The sequence below is a fragment of the Kribbella antiqua genome (genome assembly GCF_004345665.1).
GTDB lineage: Bacteria > Actinomycetota > Actinomycetes > Propionibacteriales > Kribbellaceae > Kribbella > Kribbella antiqua.
This window is the reverse complement of sequence record NZ_SLWR01000005.1, coordinates 24,737-51,376: the sequence shown is the minus strand read 5'-3', so window position 1 is coordinate 51,376 and position 26,640 is coordinate 24,737. Positions and strand designations below refer to the sequence as shown.

Sequence of the window (26,640 nt, the reverse complement as noted above, 5' to 3'; positions counted from 1 at the left end):
GGCTGTTAGAGACGCGTTAGAGCCGGGGTGTCGCGCGCCCGGCGCTGGCTAGGCTGCGCCGGTGGAAACTGAACCGGATCAGCCCGACGGCGCTGCTACCGGTACGGCGGTCGAGGACGCTGCCGCTGGTACGGCGGTCGGCGTACCGGCGTCGGGGCATGGACGGCTGGTCGGCTGGTTGCTGCACGACCGCCCGGTCGGGCACTCGGGGCCGCACCGGCCGCCGCCGCACCCCACCCACCGTTGGTGGAAGGTGATGTGCCTGACCGGTGTCGACTATTTCTCCACCCTGGGCTACCAGCCGGCGATCGCCGCCGCGGCGGTCGGACTGCTGTCGCCGCTCGCCACGCTGATCCTCATCCTGCTGACCCTGCTCGGGGCGCTTCCGGTCTATCGCCGGGTCGCGGCCGAGAGCCCGCACGGCGAGGGCTCGATCGCGATGCTCGACCGGCTCCTGGGCCGCTGGAAGGGCAAGTTCACCATCCTGGTCCTGCTCGGCTTCATGGCCACCGACTTCATCATCACGATGACGCTGTCGGCCGCCGACGCCACCGCGCACGTGATCGAGAACCCGTACGTCCCGCACTGGTTCGAGGGCAAGGAGGTGATCATCACCCTGGTCCTGCTGGCGCTGCTCGCGGGCGTCTTCCTGCGCGGCTTCGGCGAGGCGATCGGCATTGCCGTCGTACTGGTGGTGGTCTACCTCGGGCTCAACCTGATCGTGATCGGCGACGCGCTCTGGAACGTGATCACCGCACCCGAGCTGGTGACGAACTGGCGTGGCGCACTGACCACCGAGCACTCCAACATCTGGGTGATGATCGGCATCTCGCTGGTCGTCTTCCCGAAGCTCGCCCTCGGACTGTCCGGGTTCGAGACCGGGGTCGCGGTGATGCCGCAGGTGCAAGGGTCGCCTGACGACGATCCGGCGCACCCCGCCGTACGGATCCGGAACACCCGCAAGCTGCTCACCACCGCTGCCCTGATCATGAGCGGCTTCCTGATCACGAGCTCGTTCACCACGATCGTGCTGATCCCGGCGGACGAGTTCAAGGACGGCGGGGAGGCGTCTGGGCGAGCGCTGGCGTTCCTGGCGCATGAGCACCTCGGCCCTGCCTTCGGGACCGTGTACGACGTCAGCACCATCCTCATCCTCTGGTTCGCCGGAGCCTCGGCGATGGCGGGCCTGCTGAACATCGTGCCGCGGTACCTGCCGCGCTACGGCATGGTGCCGGACTGGGCCCGCGCGACACGGCCGCTGGTACTGGTGTTCGCCCTGATCGCGTTCGTGATCACGCTGCTCTTCAAGGCGGACGTGGACGCCCAGGGTGGCGCTTACGCGACGGGCGTACTGGTGCTGATCCTGTCGGCCTCCATCGCGGTGACGTTGTCGGCGCGACGACATGGGCAGAAGGGGAAGACGATCGGGTTCGCCGTGATCAGCCTGGTCTTCCTCTACACCACGATCGCGAACATCATCGAGCGGCCGGACGGCGTGCAGATCGCGTCGTTCTTCATCGTCGCGATCATCCTCACCTCGCTGATCTCCCGGGCGACCCGGTCGCTGGAGCTGCGGGCGACCGAGGTCCGGTTCGACGCCGAGGCGTGCCGGATCATCGAGGAAGCCGCCGCGGCCGGCGAGCTGCGGATCATCGCGAACGAGCCGGACGCGCGCGACGCGGCGGAGTACCAGGAGAAGGAAGCCGAGCAGCGGGAGGTGCGCAACCTGCCGGAGGGGCTGCCGATCCTGTTCCTCGAGGTGACGCTGACCGACGCGTCGCAGTTCGAGTCCGAGCTGGACGTGGTGGGTGAGGAGCGCCATGGGTACAAGGTCCTGCGGGTGGAGAGCCCGAGTGTGGCGAACGCGATCGCGGCGCTGCTACTGAAGATCCGGGATCAGTGGCACGTGATGCCGCACATCTACTTCGCCTGGGCCGAGGGCAACCCGTTCTACTTCCTGTTCCGCTACCTCATCTCCGGCGAGGGCGACGTACCGCCGGTCACCCGCGAGGTCCTCCGCCGCGCCGAGCCGATCCGCTCGAAACGCCCCTGGGTGCACGTCGGCTGACCGTACGCTCGACCCGTGGAGTTGCGGCAGCTGGAGTACTTCGTGGCGGTGGCGCATGAGCGGAGCTTCACGCTGGCTGCTCGGCGTCTGCATGTGGTGCAGAGTGCGGTGAGTGCTGCGATTGCGGCGCTGGAGCGGGATCTCAAGGTCACGTTGTTCGAGCGCAGCGCGCAGCGGGTGGTGCTGACAGAGGCCGGTACGGCGCTTCTTCCGGAGGCGCTGGCGGTGATGGACGCCGTACAAGGTGCTCGTGATGTCGTCGACGAACTCCGTACGGGGCTGCGCGGATCCGTGCGGGTCGGGCTGTTGCCGGGCCTCGGGCTGATCGACCTGCCGGCCGCGGCCGGCGAGTTCCGGCGGCGGCATCAGAACGTCGAGCTCCAGTTGCGGGTCGAGCCGGAGGGTTCGGCCGGGGTGATCGTCGGGCTGCGGAACGGCGACATCGACGTCGGTTTCCTCGGGATCGCGCCCGGTAGTGCGCCCAGCGATCTGACGACCTGGGAGTTGCTGCGAGTCCCGCAAGTACTCGCGGTTCCGGCCGGGCATCGGCTGGAGCGACGGCGGTCGGTGACTGTCCCGGATCTGGCGGACGAGGCGTTCGTGGACTTCCCGCCTGGCTTCGGCACGCGGACGCTGATCGACCAGAAGTTCGAGGCGACCGGGATCCAGCGCCGCGTGGTGGTCGAGGCGCTCGGCATCGAGAACGGCGTCCAGTTCGTCACCCATGGCGTCGGCCTCGGCATCCTGCCCGAGTACGCCGTGGCCGGTATCGACGGCATCCGCGCCGTACCGATCGTGGACGAGTCGTTCCAGTGGTCGCTCTACATGGCGACGCTGAAGAAGCGGAAGCCGACGGCCGCGCTGCGGGCGCTGCTCGCGCTGGTCAGCAGGCATCTGAAGCAGCCGCCGGGGACCGAACTCGGGCAGGACGTGGATCAACAGAATTGATCCACCCATCGAGTTGAGTCGTTGGACTTGATCCATCGTCCGGAGCACGATTTTTGTTGTCGGTAAAGACAGCAGAGATCGAAGGAGCAGGACGATGACGGACAGGGTTGCGATCGTGACCGGCGGATCGAGCGGGATCGGCCGCGAGGCCGCCACCCGGCTGGGCCGGGATGGCTACGCCGTGGTGATCGGGTACGCCGGCAACCAGTCGAACGCTGAGGAAGCCGTGAAGGAGGTCGAGCAGGCGGGCGGCCGGGCGATCGCCGTACAGGCCGATGTCGCGGACGAGACCGCGGTCGCGGCGATGTTCGACCGGGCCGAGCAGGAGTTCGGCGGGGTCGACGTGGTGGTGAACGCCGCCGGGATCATGCCGCTGGCGCCCTTGGCCGAGCTCGACCTCGAGGTCTTCGACCGGGTGGTGCGGACCAACCTGCGCGGCACCTTCGTGGTCGACCAGCAGGCGGTACGACGGGTGCGCGGTGGCGGCGCGATCATCAACGTCTCCAGCTCGCTCACCAAGCTCGCCCGGCCGAACTACTCGGCGTACTCCGCGACCAAGGGCGGGGTCGAGGCGATCACGCTGATCCTGGCCCGCGAACTGCGCGGCCGCGACGTCACCGTCAACACGGTCGCCCCCGGCCCGACCGCGACACCACTGTTCTTCGAGGGCAAGCCGCAGGAATTGATCGACCGTATCGCCGCCGAGCCGCCGCTCGAACGCCTCGGCGAGCCGTCCGACATCGCCGAGGTCATCGCCTTCCTGGCCGGCCCGGCCCGCTGGATCAACGGCCAGGTCATCTACGCGAACGGAGGCTCAGCCGCATGACCAAGACAGTCCTGATCGACGCCCAAACGTGCTCGTGAGGTCGCAGGCTGCGCCGTAGAGTTGCCGGTGTGAAGGATGACAGCGCCGCTGGCGTCTTCGCCAAGCTCGCGCTCGAGCTGAACGAGGAGTCCAGCGTCGAGGAGACGGTTGACGCCGTGCTGGAGTTCGCCCTGCATGCGGTGAAATGCACGCATGCCGGCGTTGCGCTGTCACATCGTGGTGGGCGGTTGGAGACCGTCGCCGTGACCGACCCGGTGATCGAGGAGTCGGACCGGCTGCAGCTGGACTGCGACGAGGGTCCATCGCTGGACGTGATCGCCACGCGGGAGACCGTCCTGGTGCCGGACACCGGAAGTGACCTGCGCTGGCCGGATTGGGCGCCGAAAGCGGCGGCGCTCGGGCTGCGCAGCGTGCTCGCCGTCCGGCTGGCGGCCAGCGGGAGCACGCTGGGTGTGCTGCAACTGTTCAACACCGAGCCGTACGCGTTCGAGACCGACGACGACGCGGTGGCGCACATCCTCGCCCGCCACGCGTCGGTCGCCCTCGCCAATGCCCGCCAGGAGGCGTCGCTCTGGCAGGCGATCGACGCCCGGAAGCTGGTCGGTCAGGCCCAGGGCATCCTGATGGAACGCTTCGGCATCGACCAGGACCAGGCCTTCGCCGTCCTCCGCCGCTACTCCCAGGACAACAACATCAAGCTCCGTGACGTGGCTCAGCGGTTGATCGACACCCGCAAACTCCCTGAGTAGTCATGGGCGAAGGCGATGGTGCTGGCCTGCCCCTCGGGCGTGTCAGCGATCCGTGGTACCGCCCGGTGACCGGCCGCTGACGGAGTGGGCTTATCGTTGGTTCTTGCAACCAACTACCCAGGCCCGGGTGAGGACCCTGCCGGCCGTCTCCGCCCCGGAGCAGCGCTGACCCGCGCGCTCCGGCCGCAGCGACCCCGAACGGAACCCGATGTCTGCCACCCGGACCGAGCCTCGACCCGCCGCCGCCCCCGCCAGTTCGCCGTACGACGAACCACCGTCGTACGCCAAGACTGCCGATTCGGGGCTGACCCACCGGGAGATCCTGGAGATCCTCGCCGGGTTGCTTGCGGCGCTGTTCACCGCGGTGCTGAGTTCGACGATCGTGAGCAACGCGCTGCCGACGATCATTGCCGACCTCGAAGGCACCCAGACGCAGTACACCTGGGTGATCACCGCCAGCCTGCTCGCGATGACCGTGACGACTCCGGTCTGGGGCAAGCTGTCGGACCTGGTCAGCAAGAAGCTGCTCGTCCAGCTCGCGATCATCATGTTCCTGGCCGGCTCCGCGCTGGCCGGGGCGGCGCACAACGTGCCGTTCCTGATCGGCGCCCGGGTGCTGCAGGGTGTCGCGATGGGCGGTCTGATGGCGCTCGCCCAGGCGATCATCGGCGCCGCGATCCCACCCCGCGACCGCGGTCGGTACTCCGGCTACATGGGCGCTGTCGTCGCCGTCGCGACTGTCTCCGGTCCACTGCTCGGCGGCGTCATCGTCGATACCTCGTGGCTCGGCTGGCGCTGGTGCTTCTACGTCTGCGTGCCACTCGCCGTACTGAGTCTGCTGATCCTGCAACGCTTCCTGCACCTGCCGCTGGTCAAGCGCCAGGTGAAGATGGACTACGTCGGCGCGATCCTGATCGCGGGCGCGGCCAGCCTGCCGCTGATTTGGGTGTCGTTCGCGGGCGAGCACTTCCCGTGGTGGTCCTGGCAGACCGGCGCCTATCTCGGCGGTGCGGCGGTGCTCGGCATCCTGGCCGTGATCGTCGAGACGCACGCGAGTGAGCCGCTCGTGCCGATGAAGGTGGTGCGGGAGCGCACGACCGCGCTGGCGATCCTGGCCAGCTTGGCCGTCGGGGTCGGGATGTTCGGCAGCGCGGTGTTCCTCGGGCAGTACTTCCAGGTCGCCCGCGGGTACAGCCCGACCGAGGCCGGGTTGCTGACGATTCCGATGATGTTCGGGTCGTTCGTCGGCTCGGTCGGATCCGGGCAGTTGATCACCCGGTTCGGCAAGTGGAAGGTGTACCTCGTGTTCGGCGGGCTGTTCCTCGCCGCCGGTCTCGGGCTGCTCGGCACGATCGACCACACCAGCCCCTACTGGTACGTCGGCTGCGGCATGCTCGCGATGGGCGTCGGCATGGGCATGATGATGCAGAACCTGGTGCTCGCCGTACAGAACACCGTCGACGTCACCCAGGTCGGCGCGGCGAGCGCGTCGGTGGCGTTCTTCCGGAGTCTCGGTGGTGCGGTGGGGGTCTCGGTGCTCGGCGCGGTCCTGGCGAACCGGGTGACGGATCTGATCACCACGAACCTCCGCGCGCTGGGGATTGACGCTCTGCCGGGTGGATCAGGGGGCAGTGTGCTGGACGTCAACGCGCTGCCTGCACCGGTCGCGGAGATTGTGCGGCACGCGTACGGCGACGCGACCGGGCGGATCTTCATCATCGCTGCAGCGTCGGCGGTGGTGAGCTTCCTGGCGGTCCTGTTCATCCGGGAGGTGCCGCTTCGGCGGACGGTCGGGATGGTCGATGCCTCGCCCGAGATGGAGCCCGAGGTCGAGACGGTGCCGGATGATCCGGCCGAGCGAGCCGCTGTGGTCGCCCTCGATGTGATCACCTCTGCGGAGCGTACGGCGCTGGACCGGGAACGCCAGGCCAATGAACGCGTCCAGGCGGCCGCCAACGTGATCCGCCAGATGCGCACGGATGTGGCCGACCTCTTCACCCGCGTGGATCAGCAGATCGCCGCACTGGAATCGTCGCTGCCGGGCGGCGAGGTGCCGCACCCAGCCGCGGCGATCCTGGACGCCCAACGCCCGGCCGGCGAACTAGTCGACGAGCTCAGGCGCTACGAACTGAGCGTGCTGAGCGCAAGCCAGCGCACCGCCGACCACCTGCGCGAGGTCGCGCGGGCTGAAGCGGATGAATTGCTGGCGTCGGCTCGGGCGGAAGAGGAGACCATCCGTCAACGCATTGCCGAACTGGAGGCTGTCGAACACCGCCTCCTCGGCACCATCCGCGACGGCCTCTCCAACACCCTCGCCCCACCCGCGGCGCCTCCGCAGTCCGTCCCGCGGCCGACCGGGAACGGCTACCCCGATGAGGCCCACGAGCGCCAGGCCTTTGGATAGGGGTTCTGGGGCTAGTGTCGGCGGTTGATGGCATGCTCTCGGACAGAGGGGAAGCTTGACGCGAGGAGTGCAGTGGGGCCGTGGGATGTGGAGCAGGTGCTGGGGCTGGCGCCTGATCCTGCGTCTGCGAAAGCGGCCCAGGCACAGGCACGTACGACGAAGTGGTCGGAGACCGGCAGTTCCGAGCGGGCCGTGTGGGGTCTGTGCCAGGGAAGCGGCAAGCAGCCGTACCAGACCGCGGTTGATCTGACCGGTCCGGCGTACAAGTGCTCCTGCCCGAGCCGCAAGTTCCCCTGCAAGCACGCGCTGGGGTTGCTGTTGCGCTGGGCGACGGGTGAGGTCGGGCCGGGTGACGAGCCGGAATGGGTGAAGTCCTGGGTGGACCAGCGCGCCGCGCGGCCCGAGCGGAAGCCGGGTGAGGTCGCGGATCCCATCGCGGCTCAGCAGCGGGCGTCGCGCCGGGCCGACCGGGTGTCCGCCGGGATGGCTGAGCTGGCCAGTTGGCTCGACGATCAAGTGCGGCAAGGGCTCGGCGGATTCGACCAGCGTGCGTACAGCGAGCTCAGCAGGCTCGCCGCGCGGATGGTCGACGCCCAGGCGCCAGGTGTGGCAGGAGCAGTACGACGTGCGGCCGGTGTTGTCGGGCGCGGACACGGCTGGCCCGGCGAACTGCTGGAGGAGCTGTCTCTCATCCACCTGACCGTCGCGGCCCATGGCAGACTCGCCGACCTGCCGCCATCGCTCGCCGACACCGTGCAGTCGCGCATCGGCTGGACCGTCGAAACCGCCCGGGTGCTGGCCGAAGGCGAGAAGGTCGAGGACGATTGGCTGGTCCTCGGCCGCGTGATCGAACCCGACGAACGTCTGACCGTACGACGCTTGTGGTTGCGTGGGGCAACAACTGGAAGACTCGGCCTGATTCTCACCTTCGCCGCGGCTGGCCGACCGCTCGATCCGCTCCCGGCGCGGCCGGGCGAGTACGTGCCGGGAGAGCTCTCCTACTACCCCGGCGTCCTCCCGATGCGAGCCCTCCTCACCCAGACCGCTCCACGCCTGCCCGCGCCCCGCCCGACCGGGTTCACCGCGCAACAGGCGTTGGCGTCGTACGTCGAATCCGTCGCCGCAGACCCGTGGAACGAACGCTGGCCGCTGGTGCTACAGGACGTTCGTCCAGCGAGGTACGGCGAGGGTTGGGCCCTGGTGGATGCAAATGGCGACGGGCTGGAGATCCTGCCGGGCTACTTCGACCCGTGGAAGCTGCTCGCTGTCTCCGGCGGTGATCCGCTCACGGTCGCGGGTGAGTGGAACCGAGCCGGCTTCCGCCCGATGACCTGCTGGCACGGAGAACGGCCGGTGATCCTGTGAGGGGCTGGGACGGGCTGGTGAGCTCGGCGCTGCTCGGGACGGATCGGCGGCCGGCGCACTTCGAGGAGTTGCCCGAGCATATCCAGGAGCGCCTGGGTGACGGTGGTCTCCTGGATGCCGCGGCGCTGGCGACGGTCTACAAGCGGGCCGGCCGCAAACCCCTGCGCGATCTCGGACCATTGCCTGCGGCACCTGGCCAAGATCGTCCGCTACCCCGGCCGGTCGCCATCCGGAGATTGGCCGCGATGCTCGGCGGATTCCAGTCGACCGCGCTCGGCGAATGGTTGCGCGCAGCCGACGCGCGCGGCTGGGACGTACCGCCGGAACACCTTCCTGCGTTGGCCGATTTCGCCCGCAACAGAGCCGAGTACCGCCCGCTGGTCGTCAGAGCTGCAGGGCGACGAGCGAGCTGGCTGGCCGACCTCAATCCGGAGTGGCGCTTCCTCCACGCAGCGGTTGCTGAGAGCAACAATCCGGAGCTGTGGACGCATGGCAACGCGCTGCAGCGGCGGACGTGGTTGCGTATGAGCAGACAGCAGAATCCGGCCGCCGCGCTCGAGGCTCTGCGCGAGGTCTGGCCGACCGAGTCGGCCGCGACCCGCGCCGACTTCCTCGGTCTGCTCGCCGACGGCCTTTCGCAGCAGGACGAAGAGTTCCTGGAGTCCGCCCTCGACGACCGCTCCAAGGAGGTCCGGCGGATCGCTGCGCGTTTGCTCGCGCGGGTCCAAGGTTCGCAGTACGGCGAACGGATGGCGCAGCGGATGTGGTCGCATCTCGTTGTCAGCCAAGGAGTCCTGGCCGTCGACCTACCGAAGCGGCTGAGTGCGGCGATGGAGCGCGACGGCATCGACTCGCAGAACCCGGAGGGGATCGGCAAGCGGGCCTGGTGGTTCCTGCAGATCGTTGCCGCCACGCCTCTTTCGGTGATGGATCTGGGCTGGCTTGAGTTGCCCGTCGAAGGGTGTGCTCCGGAGGTCCTGCAGGCCGCCTGGGCGGAAGCCGCCGTACGCGAGGGTTCGGTTGAGTGGGCGCGGGAGTTGCTGCGCGCCAACGCTTCCACCGGGAGTCGCAGTCCGGCTGAGCTTTTGCGCGTCCTTCCGCCGGAGGAGTGGGTACGCGCGGTGCCGGCCCTGCGCGAGCACATGGATCTGGCGGAGTTGGTCGGCGGGCTGCCCGTTCCTTGGCCGGCTTCGCTCGGCTCGATGATCCTGGATCAGCTGGCGAAGGTGGGCACGGCCCGTGGCTGGGCCCGGTTGGCGAGTATCGCTGCGCGTGCGGTGCCGGCCGACGTACTGAATCATCCGATCACCCGCGAGCCGGCCGGCGAAGAAGACACCTGGCGACGCCGGCTGGTCGAGACCTTGATCTTCCGACGCGAAATGTACGAGGAGCTGTCATGACCACAGAAGTACTGCGGCCGCACGCGGAAGACGAATACGCAAGCGAGCTCACCGCACTCGTCGCCACCGACGACAAGCCACGCCCGCCGGCTTGGCGGCTCTCGCCGGCCGCGGTCGTCACCTATCTGCTCGGCGGGAAGGCGGGTGACGTCGAGATCTCGCCCAAGTACGTCGGTCCGCGGCGGCTGATCGAGGTCGCGGTCGCCACCCTCGCGACGGATCGTGCGCTGCTGCTCCTCGGCGTACCGGGAACTGCGAAGACCTGGGTCAGCGAGCACCTGGCAGCTGCGATCAGCGGTGACTCGACCCTGCTCGTGCAAGGCACGGCGGGGACCGCCGAGGAGTCGATCCGGTACGGCTGGAACTACGCGCAGTTGATTGCCCAAGGCCCCAGCGAGGCAGCGCTGGTGCCGAGTCCGGTGCAGCGGGCGATGACGGAGGCGAAGATCGCCCGGATCGAGGAACTGACCCGGATGCCGTCCGACGTCCAGGACGCGCTGATCACCATCCTGTCCGAGAAGGCGCTGCCGATCTCCGAGCTGGCCACGGAAGTCCAGGCCCGCAAGGGATTCAACGTGATCGCGACGGCGAACGACCGGGACAAGGGCGTCAACGAACTCTCCAGCGCGCTCCGGCGCCGGTTCAACACCGTCGTCCTGCCGCTGCCCGATTCCGCGGAGGACGAGATCGAGATCGTCGCCCGCCGGGTCGCCCAGCTCGGCTCCGCGCTCGAGCTTCCGCAACCGGACGACGCTCTCGAGGAGATCCGCCGGGTGGTGACGATCTTCCGCGAGCTGCGCTCCGGCCGGACCGAAGACGGTCGTACGGCGGTCAAGTCGCCATCCGGAACGCTCTCCACCGCCGAGGCGATCAGCGTCGTCACCGGCGGGATCGCACTGTCCGCTCACTTCGGCGACGGCGTACTGCGCCCGACCGATGTGGCCGGCGGCATCCTCGGCGCGGTGGTAAAGGACCCGTCTGCCGACCGGGTCGTCTGGTCGGAGTACCTGGAGACCGTCGTACGCGAGCGGGACGACTGGGCGCCGTTCTATCGAGCCTGCCGAGAGATCAGCGGATGAGCATTCACCTGCTCGGGATTCGGCACCACGGGCCGGGGTCGGCGCGGGCGGTGGCGGCTGCGCTTGCTGAGCTGCAGCCGGATGTGGTGCTGATCGAGGGGCCGACTGAAGCCGACAAGCTGGTCGAGCTGGCGGCGTTGGAGGAGATGGTGCCGCCGGTCGCGTTGCTGGCGTACGCCGTCGACGACTCGACGCGGGCGGCGTTCTGGCCCTTCGCCGTGTTCAGTCCCGAGTGGCAGGCGATCAAGTACGCGCTGGCGGCCGGCGTACCGGTGCGGTTCTGCGACCTGCCTGCCGCGCATCAGTTCGCATCGCGTGGCGAGGGCCGGCGAGGGTTGTCGATCGATCCGCTGGCCACGTTGGCGAATGCCGGTGGGTACGACGATCCGGAGCGCTGGTGGGACGACGTGATCGAGCACCGGCGGGACGGCGCCGAGCCGTTCACCGTGATCGCCGACGCGATGCGGGAGCTCCGGCACGGCGAGGAGGCGACCGGCCGCGAGGCGCAGCGCGAGGCCTACATGCGGACGGTACTGCGGAAGACGTTGCGCGAAGGCTTCGACCGCATCGCGGTGATCTGCGGCGCCTGGCATGTGCCGGCCCTCGAAACACCGTTGCCCCCGGCGACACACGACCAGCGGATCCTGAAGGGACTGCCGAAGCGCAAGGTCGCCTGCACCTGGGTGCCGTGGACGCACGGTCGGCTCGCAGCCGCCAGTGGGTACGGCGCCGGGATCACCTCGCCCGGCTGGTACCACCACCTGTTCACCGCGCCGGATCAGATCACGGCCCGCTGGCTGTCCAAAGTCGCCCGGGTGCTGCGGGCCGAGGACTTGCCGGTGTCCAGCGCGCATGTGATCGAAGCGGTCCGGCTCGCGGACACGTTGGCCGCCTTGCGCGAACGGCCGCTGGCCGGGCTGAGCGAGGTGACCGAGGCGACGCGTGCTGTGCTCTGCGGCGGAAACGACGTACTGCTTGATCTGGTGACTCGGGAAGCTGTGGTCGGTGAGTTGCTGGGTGCCGTTCCGGGGGAGACGCCGCAGGCGCCGGTGGCGGCGGATCTCGCGGCGCAGGCGCGGCGGCTGCGGATGAAGCGGGACGCGGCTGAGCGGGTGATCGAGCTCGACCTGCGGAAGGCCAACGATCTGGAGAAGTCACGGCTGCTGCATCGGTTGCGGATCCTCGAGGTTCACTGGGGTCGGCCGACCGCCGACGAACGGCGAGCTCAGGGCACGTTCCGGGAGATCTGGACGCTGGCGTGGGATCCCGGGCTCGAGGTCGAACTGGTTGCCGCGGGTGCGCATGGCACGACCGTGCTCGGCGCCGCGACGACGGTGATGCTTCGCGCTGCGGACGACTCGTCGACCTTGGCCGATGTCACGGCGGCGCTGGAGAAGTCGCTGCTGGCGGATCTCGCGGATGCCTTGCCTGCTTTGCTTCGCGGCGTCGACACTCGCGCGGCGAAGGATGCGGATGTCGGTCACCTGATGGCTGCATTGCCTGCGCTGGCGCGATCTTCGCGGTACGGCGACGTGCGTGGCACCGACACCGCCGGGCTGGCCGCCGTCGCGGGCCGGATGGTGACGCGGGTGTGTGCCGGTCTTGGCCGGACGGTGCACGGACTCGACCCGGACGCGGCTGCCGCCGTACTGGAGTTGATCGATGAGGTGCAGGACGCGACGGCCTTACTGGACGAGGATGTACGCGCGGTCTGGTTGTCGACGCTGGAGGGTTTGAGCGATCGGTCGTCGGTGCCGCCGCTGATACGCGGGCGGCTGACCCGGTTGATGCTCGACACGTCGCGGTTGCCGGATCATGAGGTCGCGCTGCGGCTCGGGCGGGCATTGTCGCCTGGTACACCGACTGCCGATGCCGCCGGTTATGTCGAGGGATTCCTTGCCGGTGGTGGTTTGCTGCTGGTTCACGATGAGCGGCTGCTGGCTTTGGTGGATGCGTGGCTGGCTGCGATTCCGGCTGATGCGTTTGTCGAGGTGCTGCCGTTGCTTCGCCGTACGTTCGGGACTTTCGCGTCGCCGGAGCGGCGGTCGATCGGGACGCGGGCTCGGGCGCTGGGCGATCCGTCGGCGCTGGTTGTTGCCGATGACAACGAGCTTGACACCGAGCTGGCCGCGTCCGTGCTGCCTGTCGTCGCTCAGTTGCTGGGGGTGTGATGGACGAGAGGATGCGCCGCTGGCGGCTCGTGCTGGGCAACGAAGCCGACCCTGAAACCGGTACGACGCTGTCGGCTGCGGACAAGTCCGTCGACGCGGCGCTGGCGGCGCTGTACGACGCCGAGCCCGGTGAGCAGGGACCGGGTCGGTCCGCCGGGCTGGGGTCGTCGGCGCCGCGGGTGGCTCGGTGGCTGGGGGACATCCGGCAGTACTTCCCGAGCACCGTCGTACAGGTGATGCAGCGAGACGCGGTCGAGCGGCTCGGGATCACGCGGATGTTGATGGAGCCGGAGCTGCTGGGTGCGGTCGAGCCCGACGTACACCTGGTGAGCACGCTGCTAGCGCTCAACGAGGTGATGCCGGAGGAGACCAAGCAGACCGCGCGTGACGTGGTCGGCCGGGTCGTCGCCGAGCTGGAGGCGCGCCTGGCTGAACGCACCCGAGCAGCGGTGACCGGGGCGCTCGATCGGGCCGGGCGAACCACCCGGCCGCGGCACTCGGATATCGACTGGGACCGGACCATCCGGGCGAACCTCAAGCACTTCTCGCCGGCGCTCGGCACGATCGTCCCGGACCGGCTGGTCGGGTACGCGCGGCGGAACCACAGCGTTCAGCGCGACATCGTGCTGGCGATCGACCAGTCGGGTTCGATGGCGGAGTCTGTGGTGTATGCCTCGCTGTTCGGTGCGGTGCTCGGGTCGATCCGCACGCTGCGGACCAGCCTGGTCGTGTTCGACACGGCGGTGGTCGACCTGACCGATCAGCTGGAGGATCCGGTCGATGTACTCTTCGGGACGCAGCTCGGCGGCGGCACCGACATCAACCGGGCGCTCGCGTACTGCGAGGAGCTCGTCACCAAGCCGGCGGATACGGTGATGGTGCTGATCAGCGACCTGTACGAAGGTGGTGTCCGTGAGGAAATGTTGCGAAGGGCCCGCGCCTTGGCCGAGTCCGGCGTACAGCTGATCGCGCTGCTGGCGTTGGCCGACTCCGGCACCCCGTCGTACGACGCCGAGAACGCCGCCGCCCTGGCGGAACTCGGCATCCCGACCTTCGCCTGCACTCCCGACCTGTTCCCCGACCTCATGGCCGCCGCCATCCGCCACGAAGACATCGCTGGCTGGGCGGCGACCAACCTGTCCTGACTGGAGGATTTCCGATGACGACTGTCGAACTGGTGCGCTTCCGGGTGCTGCCGGAGAAGGCCGAGGAGCTGCTGGCGGCTCGGCCGGACATGCTGCGAGACTTCGAGGCGGACCGTAGTGGCTTCATCAACGCCCGCCTGGTCCGCCTGCCCAACGACGAGTGGCTGGACATCGTCGAGTGGGCGACGCCGGAGGACTACGCCGCCTCCCGCGAGAAGGGCCCAAACCACCCCGGCATCGCCCGCTTCTTCGCCGCCATCGACTCCCTGGTCACCGCCGAGGAAGGCGCCCTCGCCGGCTAGTCGGCCAGTTCCAGGATGTCGATCGGGGTGTTGGGGTCGGCCTCGGCGAAGCGGAGGGCCCACTGGACGGCTTCTTGTTTGGAGTCGACGCGGATGATGGAGACGCCCGCGACCAGCTCCTTGGTCTCGGCGAACGGGCCGTCGATCACGCGCGGCTCCCCCGGCGCGGGGAACTTGATCTGGGCGCCGCGGGAGCTCGGCATCAGCCCCTCGGCGACGAGCAGGATGCCCGCCTGGCGCATCTCCTCCAGTACGGCGTCCGCCCGGGCGAGCATCTCCGGGTCGGGTGGGTTTCCCGCCTCGAGGTTGTCGTTCGTCTTGTGAAGCAGCATGTACCGCATAAGGCAGACCCTAGCCCCGCACCGGCTCTCCTTCGACGAGGCCCGACCGTTCCAGTGCGGACCAGAACGCCAATGGGATCTTGTGGTCCATCCACCCGGCGACCTCGGTGATCCGTGTGGCGCGCCTTCGGCGGTGTCCGCGAGTACGCCGCCCTGGAAGACCCCAGCGGCCAGAACTGCGACGCCGAGGTCGTGGCAGAGCGGTAGCAGCTCAGCCGCGCCGACACTTCCGCGCTACTGGACGAAGCGGCAGGATGCGGGAATGGGAGAGATTGCGGACCGGTACCAGCGGCGGGCGAAGGCGTTCGAGCAGAAGGTCGCCGCAGTTCGGCCGGAGCAGTGGGGGAACCAGTCGCCGTGCGAGAAGTGGACGGCCAAGGACGTGGTCGACCACATCGTGATGATGCACGGCATCATGCTGATGCCGGCCGGGCGGAAGCTGGAGCCGTCGGACGACCCGCTGACCGCGTTCCAGGAGGCGCGGGCGGCGGTCGAGGAGGTGCTGGACGACCCAGTCCTCGCGCTCGCCGAGGCCGACACTCCGAGCGGCCGGATGACGACAGAGCAGCACATCGACCAGGTCATCTCGGACGACCTCGTCCTGCACGGCTGGGATCTCGCCCGCGCCACCGATCAGGACGAGACGATGGACCCGGCCGACGTCGAGCGTCTCTGGTCCAGTACGGCGAGCATCCCGCCCGAGATGATGGAGAAGTTCCGCACACCAGGGGCCTTCGGCGAAGGTGTCGAGGTGTTCGGGCCGGAGGTCAAAGTACCGGCCGATGCACCGCTGCAGGACCGGCTGCTGGGCATGATCGGCCGACAGCCCTAGAGCGGCAGGTTGCTCGGGGCGTAGTAGACCTCCGGGGTCGGGCAGAGGGGCGCCGTCGTCAGCTGGGTCGGGTCGGTCATCAGGAGGGCGTGGCCCTGGCTGATGGCTCGGTCCAGGTACTCGTGGCCGGGCAGGTTCGCTACTGCGGTCCGGCAGCCCAGCGACATGCCTTCGAAGAGCGCCGTGGTGGAGACGCCTACCTGGTAGGTGGCGGAGGCCAGCAGGTCGAGCGTGCTGCCGGACGTCGACAGCTGGACGCCTGCCGGGGGCGTGTAGTCGGAGGCGTGCTCGCTCGGGTGCAGGCGGAAGAGTACCTCCAGCCCCGGGTTCTCCTTGGCGACCGCCTGGGCGACGTGCAACAGCTCGCTGCCGACCGTGCCCTGGGACAGGAAGACGACCCGGTTGGGGTCCTTCTGACCGACAGCAGGTAGGTACGGCGCGCCGATGACTGACGTACTCATGCCGGCCGGGAGCTCGGCCACGTCAGTCCAGTAGGAGCCGAAGCACCAGAGCTCGTCGGGTTGGTCAGCCACGACTGGTCGGCCCGGGTAGCTGTAGCCGAGATGGAAGGGGCTGATCGCGCCGTGCTGCAGCTCGACCACCCGAATCCCCAGGTCGCGGGCCGCGCCGACGATGTGTTGGTGGAAGTACGCCACCACCACGTAGACCGTCTTGATCCGGTGCCTGCGCAGCAGCGCGCGATACAGCGCCCGCAGCCGCAGATGCTTCGGCACCTCGCGTGCCAGCAGCGCCCCGATCGGCACTGACACGCCGGTCAGCTCCCGTAACGCTTCAGCGACGCCGCGATCGTCGACCGACCGCGGATGCAGGGCCCCGGCGGCGGACGTGAAGAAATCCAGGTTCTTGCTGCCCGGGAGCGGCGTGCCGTTGATCCCCGAATCCAGGATCAGCGCCGACGGCCCGAGTGCCCGCCGGAGTTCCTCGGTGTAGATCTCGACACCGCCCGGTTTCCGCGGGTGCGGCACGACCATTGCGTCGTACGTGCCGAGGAACGGGTTCCTGGTGGCCAGCCCGGTGACATGCCGGCCGACCAGCCGAATCTTGTCGTACGGCGAACGTCGTACCGGATGGGACGTGCCGTGGATACCGGCGCGCTTGGTCAGCTCATGGAAGACGCGCATCCGGATGATCGGCCACGGAGCCGCCGTCTTGATCCGCCAGTCGAGCAGATTCAGCTCCCGCTCCACCTGCCAGATCGCCCGGCACAGGCTCGCCACTGTCGGCCCCTGTGTCGGCCCCGTGCCGTTCCCGGTACTCGTCATGGTTGATCCCTACTATGCCCGCGAGACTGCCGATGCCGGAGAAGAACCGGCGGACCGCCTTCAGCAGGTACGCCCGGCGGCCGAGCAGCAGCCCGGCGACCGCGAACCCGATGGCCGAAACCACTCGGGCCGAAGCATAGGCCAGCACCTGCAGGTAGCTGAGCAGGCCCCGGCGGATCAGCAGCCGGCTGATCGTGTCACCGCTGCCGGACCGGAACGCCCGCCGGATCAGCCATTTCAACGTCGTCCGCGACTCCGGCACGTCCTCGCTGATGCACGCCTCCTCGCACCAGACGATCCGGAAGCCGGCCTGATGTACCCGCAGGAAGAAATGCAGGTCGCTGGAGCCGGTGTAGCGGAACGCCGGATGGAAGCCGGGCGTGATCCGGTGGTAGACCCGCTGGCTGACCAGCGTGTTGTTCGTGTAGGCCTTGCCCATTTCCTTGCCGGTGGTGTGCTGGCCGGTCGAGTCGTGGACGTCGCTGTAATGGTTCCAGGCCGGGGCGCCCGCTGGGATCTTGCCCTTGATCGGGCCGGTGACGACGTCGGCACCCGTCGTCTCCCAGGCCTGCAGCAGCGTGGCCAGCCAGCCGGGCGGCGCGGTTTCGTCGTCGTCGACGAAGATCAGCGCGTCGTCGTCCCAGCACAGTTGGACCGACTTCTCCCGGGCGAAAGGGATGCCCGGCTCCGGCTCGATCACCGATTCGATCGGGTACGGCGCGTCGTCGCCGAACTCCTTGAGCACCCGCGCTGCGGAGCCGTCCGCGTCGTTGTCGACGACCACGATCCGGACCGAGTAGTCACTGTCCGCAGGCAGTTCCTGCGCTTGCAGGCTGGTCAGCAGCGCATGGAGCAGAGTGGGTCGCCGAAAGGTGATGACGGCGATAGCGACACTCTTGCTCATGGCGCCCGAGACTATCGGTCCAGTCCAACTCGAGGCCAACCGAGGGTTAGTACAATTCACCTGGTGGAAACCCTGGAACGCCTGATCCGCAGCACCCAGGAGCTGCTCTGGGACCGCGGGTACGTCGGCACCAGCCCGAAGGCGATCCAGCGGCTGGCCGACGCCGGACAAGGCAGCATGTACCACCACTTCAGCGGCAAGGCCGAGCTCGCCCGCGCCGCGATCGAGCGATCCGCCGCCGAGCTCCGCGAGTCCGCCGCGGAGCAGTTCGACGGTCCCGGTACGGCGACCGAGCGGATCAGCCACTACCTCGAACGGGACCGGGACGTTCTCCGCGGCTGCCGGATCGGCCGGCTCGCGGCGGATCCGGACGTCATCGCCGATCCCGATTTGCGCGCGCCGGTCGCCGAAACCTTTCGCTGGCTGCAGTCCCGGCTGGCCGAAATCGTTGCTGAAGGCAAAAACAAGGGTGAATATCCGGAGTCGCTCGATCCCGAGCAGGTGGCCGCGACGATCGCCGCCGTACTCCAGGGTGGATATGTGCTGGCCCGGGCGGCCAATTCCGCGGAGCCTTTCGAGCTCGCGGTGCAAGGTCTGATCAGTCTGTTACCGGAGGTCTCGCGATGAGGATCGGCGCCGTATTTCCGCAGCTCGAGATCGGTGCGGACCCAGCTGTCGTCCGCGAGTGGGCCACGACCGTCGAGCAGGCGGGCTACACCCACGCGCTCGCCTACGACCACGTGCTCGGCGCGGATCCCACGAACAGGCCTGGTTGGACCGGCTATACCGACAAGTCTTTGTTCCACGAGGTGTTCGTGCTGTTCGGCTACCTCGCGGCGATCACGACCGAGCTCGAGCTGGTCACGGGGGTACTGGTGCTGCCGCAGCGTCAGACGGCACTCGTCGCCAAGCAGGCGGCAGAGGTCGACGTACTGAGCGGAGGCCGACTGCGGCTCGGCGTCGGCATCGGCTGGAACCAGGTCGAGTACCAGGCGCTCGGAGTGCCGTTCCGGCAACGCGGCGCTCTGCTCGACGAGCAGGTGGACCTGCTCCGCCAACTGTGGGCGGAGCCGGTGATCTCGTACGACGGCCGGTTCCATCAGGTGGACGACGCCGGGCTGAATCCCTTGCCGCCACGGCTGGGTATCCCGATCTGGTTCGGCGGCCGCGCGGAGGCAGTGCTCCGCCGTACTGGCCGGATCGGTGACGGCTGGATGCCGCAGGCCCCGCCCGACCACAAGGCGAGTGCCGACGTCGAAGCACTCCGCGCGTACGCCGCCGAAGCCGGTCGCGATCCCAATGCAATCGGCATCGAACCGCGGCTCACCCTCGGCGACGTGCCCGAGAAGGAGTGGCCGGCCTTCATCGACGGCTGGCGCGCCCTCGGCGCCACTCACCTCTGCGTCAACACGATGAACCTGGGCCTGAACCGCCCCGAGGACCACGCCGCCGTACTACGAGACGTCCTACCGGTCTTGCGCAACGCCTGAGGCAACTCGGTATAGCGTCGGGGGCATGGGTGTTGAGGTAGTCGGAGCACAGGGTGAGCGGTACGACGAGATCCTGACCGAGCGGGCGCTTGGGCTGATCGAGACGCTGCATCGCGAGTACGACGGACGACGGCAAGAGCTGCTCGCGCGGCGCAAAGAGCGGATCGCGGAGATCGCCGCGGGTGCGTCGCTGGGATTCCTGCCGGAGACGAAGGACGTACGGGACGATCCCACCTGGCGGGTCGCGCCCTTGGCGCCCGGGCTGGTGGACCGGCGGGTGGAGATCACCGGCCCGACCGACCGGAAGATGACGATCAATGCGCTGAACTCCGGCGCCAAGGTCTGGCTGGCCGACCAGGAGGACGCGAACACACCGCTCTGGGAGAACGTCATCGGCGGGCAGCTGAACCTCCTCGACGCGATCACTCGACGGATCGACTTCAGCACCGACGCCAAGAGCTACGAACTGAAGCCCGACGAGGAGCTGGCGACGATCGTTGTCCGGCCGCGCGGCTGGCACCTGCCCGAGAAGCACATCCTGGTGGACGGTTCACCGGTGTCCGGCTCGCTGGTCGACTTCGCGCTCTATCTCGCCGCCAGCGGCCAGCTGCAGATCGACCGCGGCCAGGGCCCGTACTTCTACCTGCCGAAGATGGAGTCGCACCTGGAGGCGCGGCTTTGGAACGACGTGTTCGTCACGGCGCAGGAGTACCTCGGCATCCCACGCGGCACGATCCGGGCGACCGTGCTGATCGAGACCTACCCGGCCGCGTTCGAGATGGAGGAGATCCTCTACGAGCTGCGGGAGCACTCGGCCGGGCTGAACGCGGGCCGCTGGGACTACATGTTCAGCGTGATCAAGACCCACCGCACCCGTGGCGCCGACTTCCAGTTGCCGGATCGCAACAGCGTCACCATGACGGTCCCGTTCATGCGCGCGTACACGGAACTGCTGGTCCGCACCTGCCACAAGCGCGGTGCGCACGCGATCGGCGGGATGGCGGCGTTCATCCCGAGCAAGGACCCGGCGGTGAACGAGCAGGCCTTCGCCAAGGTCGAGGCGGACAAGCGCCGCGAAGCCGCTGACGGCTTCGACGGCTCCTGGGTCGCGCACCCGGGCATGGTCGAGACCTGCAAGGCGGTCTTCGACGCGGTCCTCGGCTCGCAGCCGAACCAGCTCGGCAAGCTGCGTGAGGACGTCTCCGTCACGGCCGCGGACCTGCTCGACGTTGCCGCGACGCCGGGCGAGGTGACGGAGGCAGGGCTTCGGAACAACGTCAGCGTCGCGATCCAGTACCTCGCCGCCTGGCTGCAAGGCACCGGCGCCGTCGGCATCTTCAACCTGATGGAAGACGCCGCCACCGCCGAGATCTCGCGATCGCAGATCTGGCAGTGGCGGCAGAACGGCGTCGTCCTCGACTCGGGCGAGACGGTCACGACCGAATTGGTCCAGCGCATCGCCGACGAGGAGATCGCCAAACTCGGCGACGACCCGGACCGCTTCAAAGCCGCCCGCGAAACCTTCCTCGAGGTCGCCCTGGCCGACGACTACGCCGACTTCCTGACGCTGCCGGCGTACGAACGGATGCCCTGACTCAGACGATGTAGCGATCGCCGGGCCGGATGAGTCGGAGCCAGCGGCAGCCGTAGGGGTCGAGGTCCAGTTCGACCACGCCGTCCTCGCCCACGTCCGCCGTACCGTCGCTCAACAGATCAACGGCCTGTACGCCGACGCCCGCGCCGGCCACGGCGAGTGCTACGTGCGCTGGCTCGTCGGCGAAGTTGTGTACGGCGATGACCGTGCCGTCCTCGTAGTCGGAGCGATGGGCGAACACGGATCGGGAGTCATGCTCGAGCAGCGTGTAGCGGCCCCAGGAGAGCTCAGGGCATTCGCGGTAGCGCTGGATGAGCAGCTTCATCCAGTTGAGGAGTGAATCGGGGTCACGGCGTTGGGCCGCGACGTTGACGTGTTCCGGGCTGTAATCACCCTCAGGCAGCGGCGCGGCGAGCCGATCCGGATCCGCGATCGAGAAGCCGCCGTTAGCCGTGGCCGTCCACTGCATCGGCGTACGGACCGCGTTTCTGCCTTCTGCAGCGAGGTTTTCGCCCATGCCGATCTCCTCGCCGTAGAACAGCACCGGTGTACCGGGCAGCGAGAACAGCAGGCTGTAGGCCATCTTCAGCCGGCGCAGGTCGTTGCCGAGCATCGGAGGCAGCCGACGGCGTAGGCCGCGACCGTACAGCTGCATGCTCTCCTCCGGGCCGAAGGCGTCGAACACCTCCTGCCGTTCCTCGTCGGTGAGCTTGTCCAGCGTGAGCTCGTCGTGGTTACGCACGAACGTGCCCCACTGCGCTTCCTCCGGCGGGTCCGGCCGCTCCCGCAGGCTCTTGACCAGCTCGGCCGGGTCACTGCGCGCCAGCGACAGGTAGAGCTTCTGCATGCCGATGAAGTCGAAGCACATCGTCAGCTCGTCGCCATCCTCGTCACCGAAGAAGCGCCGTACGTCCTTGTAGGGCAGGTTGACCTCGCCCAGCAGCATCGCCCCGCCATGCCGTCGCGCCATGAAGGCCCGCAGGTCTCGCAGGTAGTCATGCGGGTCCGGCAGGTCGGCCGCGTCCAGTGCGCCGGCCGTGTCGAGCAGGAACGGTACGGCGTCCACCCGGAACCCGGACAGCCCCAGTTGCAGCCAGAAGCCGATCACCCGCTGGATCTCCTCGCGCACCTCGGGGTTCGCGATGTCGAGATCCGGCTGGTGCTTGTAGAACCTGTGCAGGTAGTACTGCCCGGCCTGCTCGTCGTACTCCCACAGGCTCTTCTCCTGGTCCGGGAAGACGATGCCCTTGTCCGCGTCCGGCGGCGGCTCGTCCCGCCAGACGTACCAGTCCCGGTACGGCGACTGCCGCGAAGCCCGGGCGCTTTGGAACCACGGGTGCTGGTCGGAGGTGTGGTTGACGACCAGGTCGGCGATCACCCGCATCCCGCGGTCCTGCGCGAGGGTGATCAGCTCGACGAGCTCACCGTGCGACCCGAGCCGCGGGTCGACGCCGTAGAAGTCGGTGATGTCGTAGCCGTCGTCGCGGTCCGGCGTGGGATAGAAGGGCATCAGCCACAGGCACGTCACGCCGAGCTCGGCCAGATGGTCGATCCGCTGGCTCACTCCGCGCAGATCACCGCGGCCGTCGCCGTCGGTGTCGAAGAAGGTCTCGACGTCGAGGCAGTACACCACGGCGTTCTTCCACCACACATCTGCTGTCTCGGTCAGCCTCATGCCGCTCCCGGTGCCCGGAGGTGCACTGGAATACACGGCAATGGGTACAGCGGTGAAACGTCGAGTCGGAGGTGACGGTTGGGAATCGGGCTGGCGCTGTTGTCCGCGGTTGCTTTCGGGTTGTCCGACATTGCTGCCGGCGTGGCGGCGCGGCGACTGCACAGCGCGGCCGTGGCGTTCATCGGCCAGCTCACCGGCGTGGTGCTGACACTGGTGGCCGCACTGTTCGTGGCTGCACCTGACGTGACGTGGGCATCGCTTGGCTGGGGTGCGGTGGCTGGAGTGGGCACTGGGCTGGGTGCTGCGTTTCTGTTCCAGGCGATGAGTGTCGGCCGCTTCAGCATCGTCGTACCGCTGAGTGATGTGGCTGGGGTGGCTATCCCAGTGCTGATTGGAGTGGCGTTGCTCGGTGATCACATCGGGCTTGCTGCATGGCTGGGGTTCGCACTGTCTGTTCCGGCGCTGTGGCTGATCACCAGCAAGGCAGGGCCGCGGGGCGGGAGTGCGGCTGGGACGCGGTGGGCGCTGCTGTCGGGTGCCGCGTTCTCTTTGCAGTACTTGGCTTTGGCGCAGGCTGACCCGGGGGCCGGGCTCTGGCCACTGGTGTTCAACCGGGTCTGCGCAGCGATGACTGTGGCGCCGTGGGCAGCGCGCCGGCTACGCATGCACAGCCGCACGCTGGGTCTCGCAGCGCTGTCCGGTGCGCTGGGGACGGTGGCAATCGCGTCGTTCTGGTTCGCTAGCCGGGAGCAGGCACTGTCGATCGCCGTGGTTCTCACGTCGTTGTATCCGGTCGTGCCCGTGCTGGCCGGGATCACGGTGTTGCGAGAGCCGGTGACGCGTCGGTTGCTGGTCGGACTGGGACTCGCCGGGCTGACCGTCGTACTGATCTCCGTGTAATTGACAGATCACTTGGAGTAAGTTCGTCGGCATGTTGAAACGCGCCGCTGTGCTTGCCGCCGCACTTCTCCTCGTCTCGGCGGGAGCCGTATCGGCATCGACGGGGAAGCGACTCATCGTCGGAGGCACGCTGGGGAGTGTCAGCGAAGCTCCGTGGGCGGTATCCCTGACGAACTCGACTTCCTCGCGCTACACAGGTCGCTGGTGCGGCGCGGTCCTGGTCCGGCCGAACAAGTTGCTCACCGCCGCGCACTGCATGGTCAAGCCGCTGTCGACGTACACGGCGATCCAGGGCCGCGCGGACCTCACCGACGACAGCACCGGCCGGGTCTCCAGGATCAGCAAGGTGTGGATCCACCCCGGCTACAACACCCGGGACAACCACAACGACTTCGCCATCCTCACGCTGGCTCGGCCGTTCACCGGAGTCCCGGTGATCAAGCTGGAGACGAGCCCGAAGGCGGACCGGCGTGGCGTCGTACCGACTGTCTATGGCTGGGGCGACACGGACGACACCGGGCCGGACGACACGCTGCAGAAGCTGGCCGTGCCGGACCTGGGTGACCAGGCGTGCCTTGCCAACAAGGAGTACGTCGGCAACGGCTACACCGCAGCAGCCAACGTGTGCGCCGGGTACCTCGACGGCACCGGCGACTCCTGCCAAGGCGACTCCGGCGGCCCACTGGTCCTCAACGGCCGCCTGCTGGGCATCGTCTCCTGGGGCAAAGGCTGCGCCGAACCAGGCTACCCAGGCGTCTACGCCGAAGTCGCTCCTGTCGTCAAGGCTCTGACGACTCAGTTGCGTCAGGGTCGTTAAGCCGTAACGTACCTGGCAGTATGAGCGTCAGGTCGTCACGGTACTGACACGCCGTCAAAACATCACCTCCTTACCTTTCTGGTCAGCAAACCGTTGCCCAGTGAGGAGAAGGCATGGCGCAAACCAGACGTCAGTTCCTGCGACAGGTCGGTATCACCGGTGGAGCCGGTGTCATGTACTCCACGATGTCGGCGCTCGGCCTCACCAGCGCCGCCGAAACCCCCGCGTACGCCGCTCCGTCGCGGGTCGAGTTGGCCGGCCGGGGCACCAAACACGTCGTCATCCTCGGCGCCGGCATCGCCGGTCTCACCTCGGCGTACGAGCTACTGAAGGCCGGCTACAAGGTCACTCTGCTGGAGGCCCGCAAGCGCCCCGGCGGCCGGAACTGGACGGTCCGCGGCGGCACCGAGGAGACCGACCTGGCCGGCAACACTCAGCGAGCGACGTTCTCCAAGGGCCAGTACATGAACGCCGGTCCCGCCCGTATCCCGCAGCATCACGTGACGCTGGACTACTGCCGCGAACTCGGCGTCGCGATCGAGCCCTTCGTCAACCAGAACGCCGACGCGTACCTCTACCGCGAAGGCAGCACGGCCCTGTCCAACAAGCCGATCCGGCACCGCACCGCGAAGGCGGACACCTACGGCTACGTCTCCGAATTGCTCGCGAAGGCCACCGATCAAGGTGCCCTCGACAGCTACCTCACCGCGACCGACAAGCAAGCACTGATCGGTTTCCTGACCAGCTTCGGCTCGATCGGCGACAAGTCCAGCGGGTTCAAGTACACCGGAACCGACGGCCGCCGCGGCTACGACGTCGAGCCGGGCGCCGGTCTCGAGGGCGGTACGACGGCCGCGCCGTACGCCCTGAGCGATGTCTTTGCCAGCGGTGTCGGCAACTACTTCTCGTTCGAGTTCGGCTGGGACCAGGCGATGATGATGTTCCAGCCGGTCGGCGGCATGGACCGGATCCCGTACGCGTTCGAGCAGGCGATCGGCCGGGAGAAGATCCAGTACGGCGCCGAGGTGCTCGGCCTGCGCAACACCAGCGCGGGTGTCGAGATCACCTACACCACCGGCGCGCGGCCTCGCGTTCTCACCGCCGATTTCGCGATCTGCTCACTGCCACCGCACATCGCGGCGAAGATCCCGTCCAACCTGCCCGCCGACATCATCACCGCACTTCAGTACGCGCGGCCGACGAACGCGGGCAAGCTCGGCATCGAGTACGGCCGTCGCTGGTGGGAGGAGGACCTGCGCATCTACGGCGGCATCACCAACAGCAACCTCGACACCGTGAACACGTGGTACCCGTCGTACGGCTTCCACGGCAAACGCGGCACCGTGATCAGCTACTACAACACCGGCGCGAACGCCAACACGTACGGCGCTCTGACGCCGGCCGCCCGGCTCGACCGAGCCGTTGCCCAGGGCACCAAGATCCACGGTGACGTGTACGGCAAGGACATCGAGGCCACCTTCTCGGTGAACTGGCTGGGAACCAAGTACTCCGAGGCGTCCTGGATCAGCTGGCCGTCGCAGACCGACGGCGTGTACGCCAAGCTGCTCGATGCCACCGGCAACATCTACTTCGCCGGTGACCACCTGTCCCACGCCATCGCCTGGCAGCACGGTGCGATGACGTCCGCCCGGGCGACGGTGACGGCCCTGCACAGTCGGGTGGCGAGCAAATGAAGCGTGTAATCACAGGAGTTGCCGCAGTCGTCGTCGCCTTCGCCGCGGGGACCGGAACCGCCGCAGGCTGGTGGGACAAACCGAAACCGCCGAGCCCCGGCACCGTCGTACCGGCGCTGCCTGCCGGACAGTCCAACCCGATGATCGCCAGCGGAGTCGGCATCGGGGCCAACACTCCCGTCTACAAGACCAGCGGGATCGGACCGTCCGCGCTCAACACGGGTGCTCCGGCCGGGTCCGAGGCGTCGTACATCGACACTGTCGTCTTCCCGGGCGGCACGCTGCCCGCGGGTGTCACGATCACAGAGGCCCAGGGCATCAACGTCCTGCGCCGGATCGGTGAGAACCTGCAGGCGGCCGGTCTCTCGTACGCCGATGTCTACACGATGCGCGTCTTCCTGCAGAACCCCGCCGGCGCGGCTACCGCCGACTTCGCCGGCTGGAATCGCGCCTACCGCCAGTACTTCGCCAACACCGACCTCACCACCGGCGAGTACGTCCCCGTCCCCCTCGGTACGGCGCCACCCGCCAAACCGTTCGTGGTGAACAAGGCCCGACCCTCCCGCTTCGCCCTCGAGATCGAGAACCTGCCGGTCAACGGCTGGCTGGTCGAGGTAGAAGTCGACGCGGCCTACCCGAAACGCTGACGCCTG

Annotated in this window: 23 protein-coding genes; 19 read left to right on the top strand and 4 right to left on the bottom strand. The window is 68.2% G+C overall.

Going from position 1 to position 26,640, the window contains the following annotated elements; translation table 11 throughout:
• The first annotated feature begins 61 nt into the window (after nt 1-61).
• From EV646_RS15475 to EV646_RS15425, 11 genes are all read left to right on the top strand, one after another.
• Nucleotides 62-2,068, top strand: coding sequence for an amino acid permease (locus EV646_RS15475; RefSeq protein WP_132149033.1), 2,007 nt, complete (start codon nt 62-64; stop codon nt 2,066-2,068).
• Between the two features lie 15 nt (nt 2,069-2,083).
• Complete coding sequence (locus EV646_RS15470) at nt 2,084-3,016, top strand: LysR family transcriptional regulator (RefSeq protein ID WP_132149031.1); 933 nt, start codon at nt 2,084-2,086, stop codon at nt 3,014-3,016.
• A 94-nt stretch (nt 3,017-3,110) separates the two neighbouring features.
• Nucleotides 3,111-3,842 carry an SDR family oxidoreductase gene (locus tag EV646_RS15465; RefSeq protein ID WP_132149029.1) on the top strand — a complete coding sequence of 244 codons (732 nt, stop codon included), beginning with the start codon at nt 3,111-3,113 and terminating at the stop codon, nt 3,840-3,842.
• A gap of 68 nt (nt 3,843-3,910) precedes the next feature.
• Entirely contained in the window at nt 3,911-4,591 is a 681-nt protein-coding gene (locus EV646_RS15460; protein WP_132149027.1) for a GAF and ANTAR domain-containing protein, read from the top strand.
• 208 nt (nt 4,592-4,799) lie between these two features.
• Entirely contained in the window at nt 4,800-6,995 is a 2,196-nt protein-coding gene (locus EV646_RS15455; RefSeq protein ID WP_132149025.1) for an MFS transporter, read from the top strand.
• A 72-nt stretch (nt 6,996-7,067) separates the two neighbouring features.
• Nucleotides 7,068-8,360 (top strand): SWIM zinc finger family protein, encoded by a 1,293-nt coding sequence (locus tag EV646_RS15450; protein ID WP_132149023.1) that lies wholly within the window; start codon nt 7,068-7,070, stop codon nt 8,358-8,360.
• The gene (locus EV646_RS15445; RefSeq protein WP_132149021.1) at nt 8,357-9,760 is read left to right on the top strand and encodes a DUF5691 domain-containing protein; all 1,404 of its coding nucleotides are present in this window, start codon (nt 8,357-8,359) and stop codon (nt 9,758-9,760) included. The genes EV646_RS15450 and EV646_RS15445 overlap by 4 nt, the downstream gene beginning before the upstream one ends.
• Nucleotides 9,757-10,839, top strand: a complete 1,083-nt coding sequence (locus EV646_RS15440) for an ATP-binding protein (RefSeq protein ID WP_132149019.1) — start codon at nt 9,757-9,759, stop codon at nt 10,837-10,839. The genes EV646_RS15445 and EV646_RS15440 overlap by 4 nt, the downstream gene beginning before the upstream one ends.
• Nucleotides 10,836-13,010, top strand: coding sequence for a DUF5682 family protein (locus EV646_RS15435; RefSeq protein WP_132149017.1), 2,175 nt, complete (start codon nt 10,836-10,838; stop codon nt 13,008-13,010). Before EV646_RS15440 ends, EV646_RS15435 begins: the two co-directional genes overlap by 4 nt.
• On the top strand, nt 13,010-14,155 hold the full coding sequence (locus tag EV646_RS15430; protein WP_132149015.1) for a VWA domain-containing protein: 1,146 nt from the start codon (nt 13,010-13,012) through the stop codon (nt 14,153-14,155). The genes EV646_RS15435 and EV646_RS15430 overlap by 1 nt, the downstream gene beginning before the upstream one ends.
• A gap of 14 nt (nt 14,156-14,169) precedes the next feature.
• Nucleotides 14,170-14,457 carry an antibiotic biosynthesis monooxygenase gene (locus EV646_RS15425; RefSeq protein ID WP_132149013.1) on the top strand — a complete coding sequence of 96 codons (288 nt, stop codon included), beginning with the start codon at nt 14,170-14,172 and terminating at the stop codon, nt 14,455-14,457.
• On the opposite strand, the gene EV646_RS15420 is transcribed toward EV646_RS15425, so the two are convergent.
• Entirely contained in the window at nt 14,454-14,798 is a 345-nt protein-coding gene (locus tag EV646_RS15420) for a YciI family protein (RefSeq protein ID WP_132149011.1), read from the bottom strand. The genes EV646_RS15425 and EV646_RS15420 overlap by 4 nt on opposite strands.
• 262 nt (nt 14,799-15,060) lie before the next feature.
• On the opposite strand from EV646_RS15420, the gene EV646_RS15415 reads away from it, so the two are divergent.
• Nucleotides 15,061-15,630 (top strand): TIGR03086 family metal-binding protein, encoded by a 570-nt coding sequence (locus EV646_RS15415; RefSeq protein WP_132149009.1) that lies wholly within the window; start codon nt 15,061-15,063, stop codon nt 15,628-15,630.
• Here EV646_RS15415 and EV646_RS15410 read toward each other — a convergent pair.
• Complete coding sequence (locus EV646_RS15410; RefSeq protein WP_132149802.1) at nt 15,627-16,772, bottom strand: hypothetical protein; 1,146 nt, start codon at nt 16,770-16,772, stop codon at nt 15,627-15,629. The genes EV646_RS15415 and EV646_RS15410 overlap by 4 nt on opposite strands.
• Nucleotides 16,756-17,817: a glycosyltransferase family 2 protein gene (locus tag EV646_RS15405; RefSeq protein ID WP_132149007.1), complete on the bottom strand. Its 1,062-nt coding sequence runs from the start codon at nt 17,815-17,817 to the stop codon at nt 16,756-16,758. Before EV646_RS15405 ends, EV646_RS15410 begins: the two co-directional genes overlap by 17 nt.
• 63 nt (nt 17,818-17,880) lie before the next feature.
• Here EV646_RS15405 and EV646_RS15400 point away from each other — a divergent pair, with 63 nt between their 5' ends.
• The 3 genes from EV646_RS15400 to aceB are packed head-to-tail and all read left to right on the top strand — an operon-like array spanning nt 17,881 to nt 20,901.
• Nucleotides 17,881-18,444: a TetR/AcrR family transcriptional regulator gene (locus EV646_RS15400; RefSeq protein ID WP_241995986.1), complete on the top strand. Its 564-nt coding sequence runs from the start codon at nt 17,881-17,883 to the stop codon at nt 18,442-18,444.
• Nucleotides 18,441-19,307 (top strand): LLM class F420-dependent oxidoreductase, encoded by an 867-nt coding sequence (locus EV646_RS15395; protein WP_132149003.1) that lies wholly within the window; start codon nt 18,441-18,443, stop codon nt 19,305-19,307. Before EV646_RS15400 ends, EV646_RS15395 begins: the two co-directional genes overlap by 4 nt.
• 25 nt (nt 19,308-19,332) lie before the next feature.
• Nucleotides 19,333-20,901, top strand: coding sequence for a malate synthase A (aceB, locus tag EV646_RS15390; protein ID WP_132149001.1), 1,569 nt, complete (start codon nt 19,333-19,335; stop codon nt 20,899-20,901).
• Between the two features lies 1 nt (nt 20,902).
• Here aceB and EV646_RS15385 read toward each other — a convergent pair whose 3' ends face one another.
• Nucleotides 20,903-22,576, bottom strand: a complete 1,674-nt coding sequence (locus EV646_RS15385; RefSeq protein ID WP_132148999.1) for an alpha-amylase family protein — start codon at nt 22,574-22,576, stop codon at nt 20,903-20,905.
• 78 nt (nt 22,577-22,654) lie between these two features.
• Between EV646_RS15385 and EV646_RS15380 the strand changes: the two genes are divergently transcribed.
• The 4 genes from EV646_RS15380 (at nt 22,655) to EV646_RS15365 (ending at nt 26,634) form a co-directional block, all read left to right on the top strand.
• Nucleotides 22,655-23,476: an EamA family transporter gene (locus EV646_RS15380; protein ID WP_132148997.1), complete on the top strand. Its 822-nt coding sequence runs from the start codon at nt 22,655-22,657 to the stop codon at nt 23,474-23,476.
• Nucleotides 23,477-23,507: 31 nt separating this feature from the next.
• Nucleotides 23,508-24,293: a S1 family peptidase gene (locus EV646_RS15375; protein WP_132148995.1), complete on the top strand. Its 786-nt coding sequence runs from the start codon at nt 23,508-23,510 to the stop codon at nt 24,291-24,293.
• Nucleotides 24,294-24,406: 113 nt separating this feature from the next.
• Nucleotides 24,407-25,987 carry a flavin monoamine oxidase family protein gene (locus EV646_RS15370; RefSeq protein ID WP_132148993.1) on the top strand — a complete coding sequence of 527 codons (1,581 nt, stop codon included), beginning with the start codon at nt 24,407-24,409 and terminating at the stop codon, nt 25,985-25,987.
• Nucleotides 25,984-26,634 (top strand): Rid family hydrolase, encoded by a 651-nt coding sequence (locus EV646_RS15365; protein WP_132148991.1) that lies wholly within the window; start codon nt 25,984-25,986, stop codon nt 26,632-26,634. The genes EV646_RS15370 and EV646_RS15365 overlap by 4 nt, the downstream gene beginning before the upstream one ends.
• Nucleotides 26,635-26,640: the final 6 nt, after the last annotated feature.

Excerpts from the sequence above, each read along its gene's own strand:
- EV646_RS15385 (WP_132148999.1), bottom strand. The coding sequence starts at position 22,576 with ATGAGGCTGACCGAGACAGCAGATGTGTGGTGGAAGAACGCCGTGGTG.
- EV646_RS15395 (WP_132149003.1), top strand. The coding sequence starts at position 18,441 with ATGAGGATCGGCGCCGTATTTCCGCAGCTCGAGATCGGTGCGGACCCA.
- aceB (WP_132149001.1), top strand. The coding sequence starts at position 19,333 with ATGGGTGTTGAGGTAGTCGGAGCACAGGGTGAGCGGTACGACGAGATC.
- EV646_RS15405 (WP_132149007.1), bottom strand. The coding sequence starts at position 17,817 with ATGAGCAAGAGTGTCGCTATCGCCGTCATCACCTTTCGGCGACCCACT.
- EV646_RS15415 (WP_132149009.1), top strand. The coding sequence starts at position 15,061 with ATGGGAGAGATTGCGGACCGGTACCAGCGGCGGGCGAAGGCGTTCGAG.
- EV646_RS15410 (WP_132149802.1), bottom strand. The coding sequence starts at position 16,772 with ATGCGCGTCTTCCATGAGCTGACCAAGCGCGCCGGTATCCACGGCACG.
- EV646_RS15440 (WP_132149019.1), top strand. The coding sequence starts at position 9,757 with ATGACCACAGAAGTACTGCGGCCGCACGCGGAAGACGAATACGCAAGC.
- EV646_RS15370 (WP_132148993.1), top strand. The coding sequence starts at position 24,407 with ATGGCGCAAACCAGACGTCAGTTCCTGCGACAGGTCGGTATCACCGGT.
- EV646_RS15420 (WP_132149011.1), bottom strand. The coding sequence starts at position 14,798 with ATGCGGTACATGCTGCTTCACAAGACGAACGACAACCTCGAGGCGGGA.
- EV646_RS15425 (WP_132149013.1), top strand. The coding sequence starts at position 14,170 with ATGACGACTGTCGAACTGGTGCGCTTCCGGGTGCTGCCGGAGAAGGCC.
- EV646_RS15365 (WP_132148991.1), top strand. The coding sequence starts at position 25,984 with ATGAAGCGTGTAATCACAGGAGTTGCCGCAGTCGTCGTCGCCTTCGCC.
- EV646_RS15465 (WP_132149029.1), top strand. The coding sequence starts at position 3,111 with ATGACGGACAGGGTTGCGATCGTGACCGGCGGATCGAGCGGGATCGGC.
- EV646_RS15375 (WP_132148995.1), top strand. The coding sequence starts at position 23,508 with ATGTTGAAACGCGCCGCTGTGCTTGCCGCCGCACTTCTCCTCGTCTCG.
- EV646_RS15455 (WP_132149025.1), top strand. The coding sequence starts at position 4,800 with ATGTCTGCCACCCGGACCGAGCCTCGACCCGCCGCCGCCCCCGCCAGT.
- EV646_RS15435 (WP_132149017.1), top strand. The coding sequence starts at position 10,836 with ATGAGCATTCACCTGCTCGGGATTCGGCACCACGGGCCGGGGTCGGCG.
- EV646_RS15430 (WP_132149015.1), top strand. The coding sequence starts at position 13,010 with ATGGACGAGAGGATGCGCCGCTGGCGGCTCGTGCTGGGCAACGAAGCC.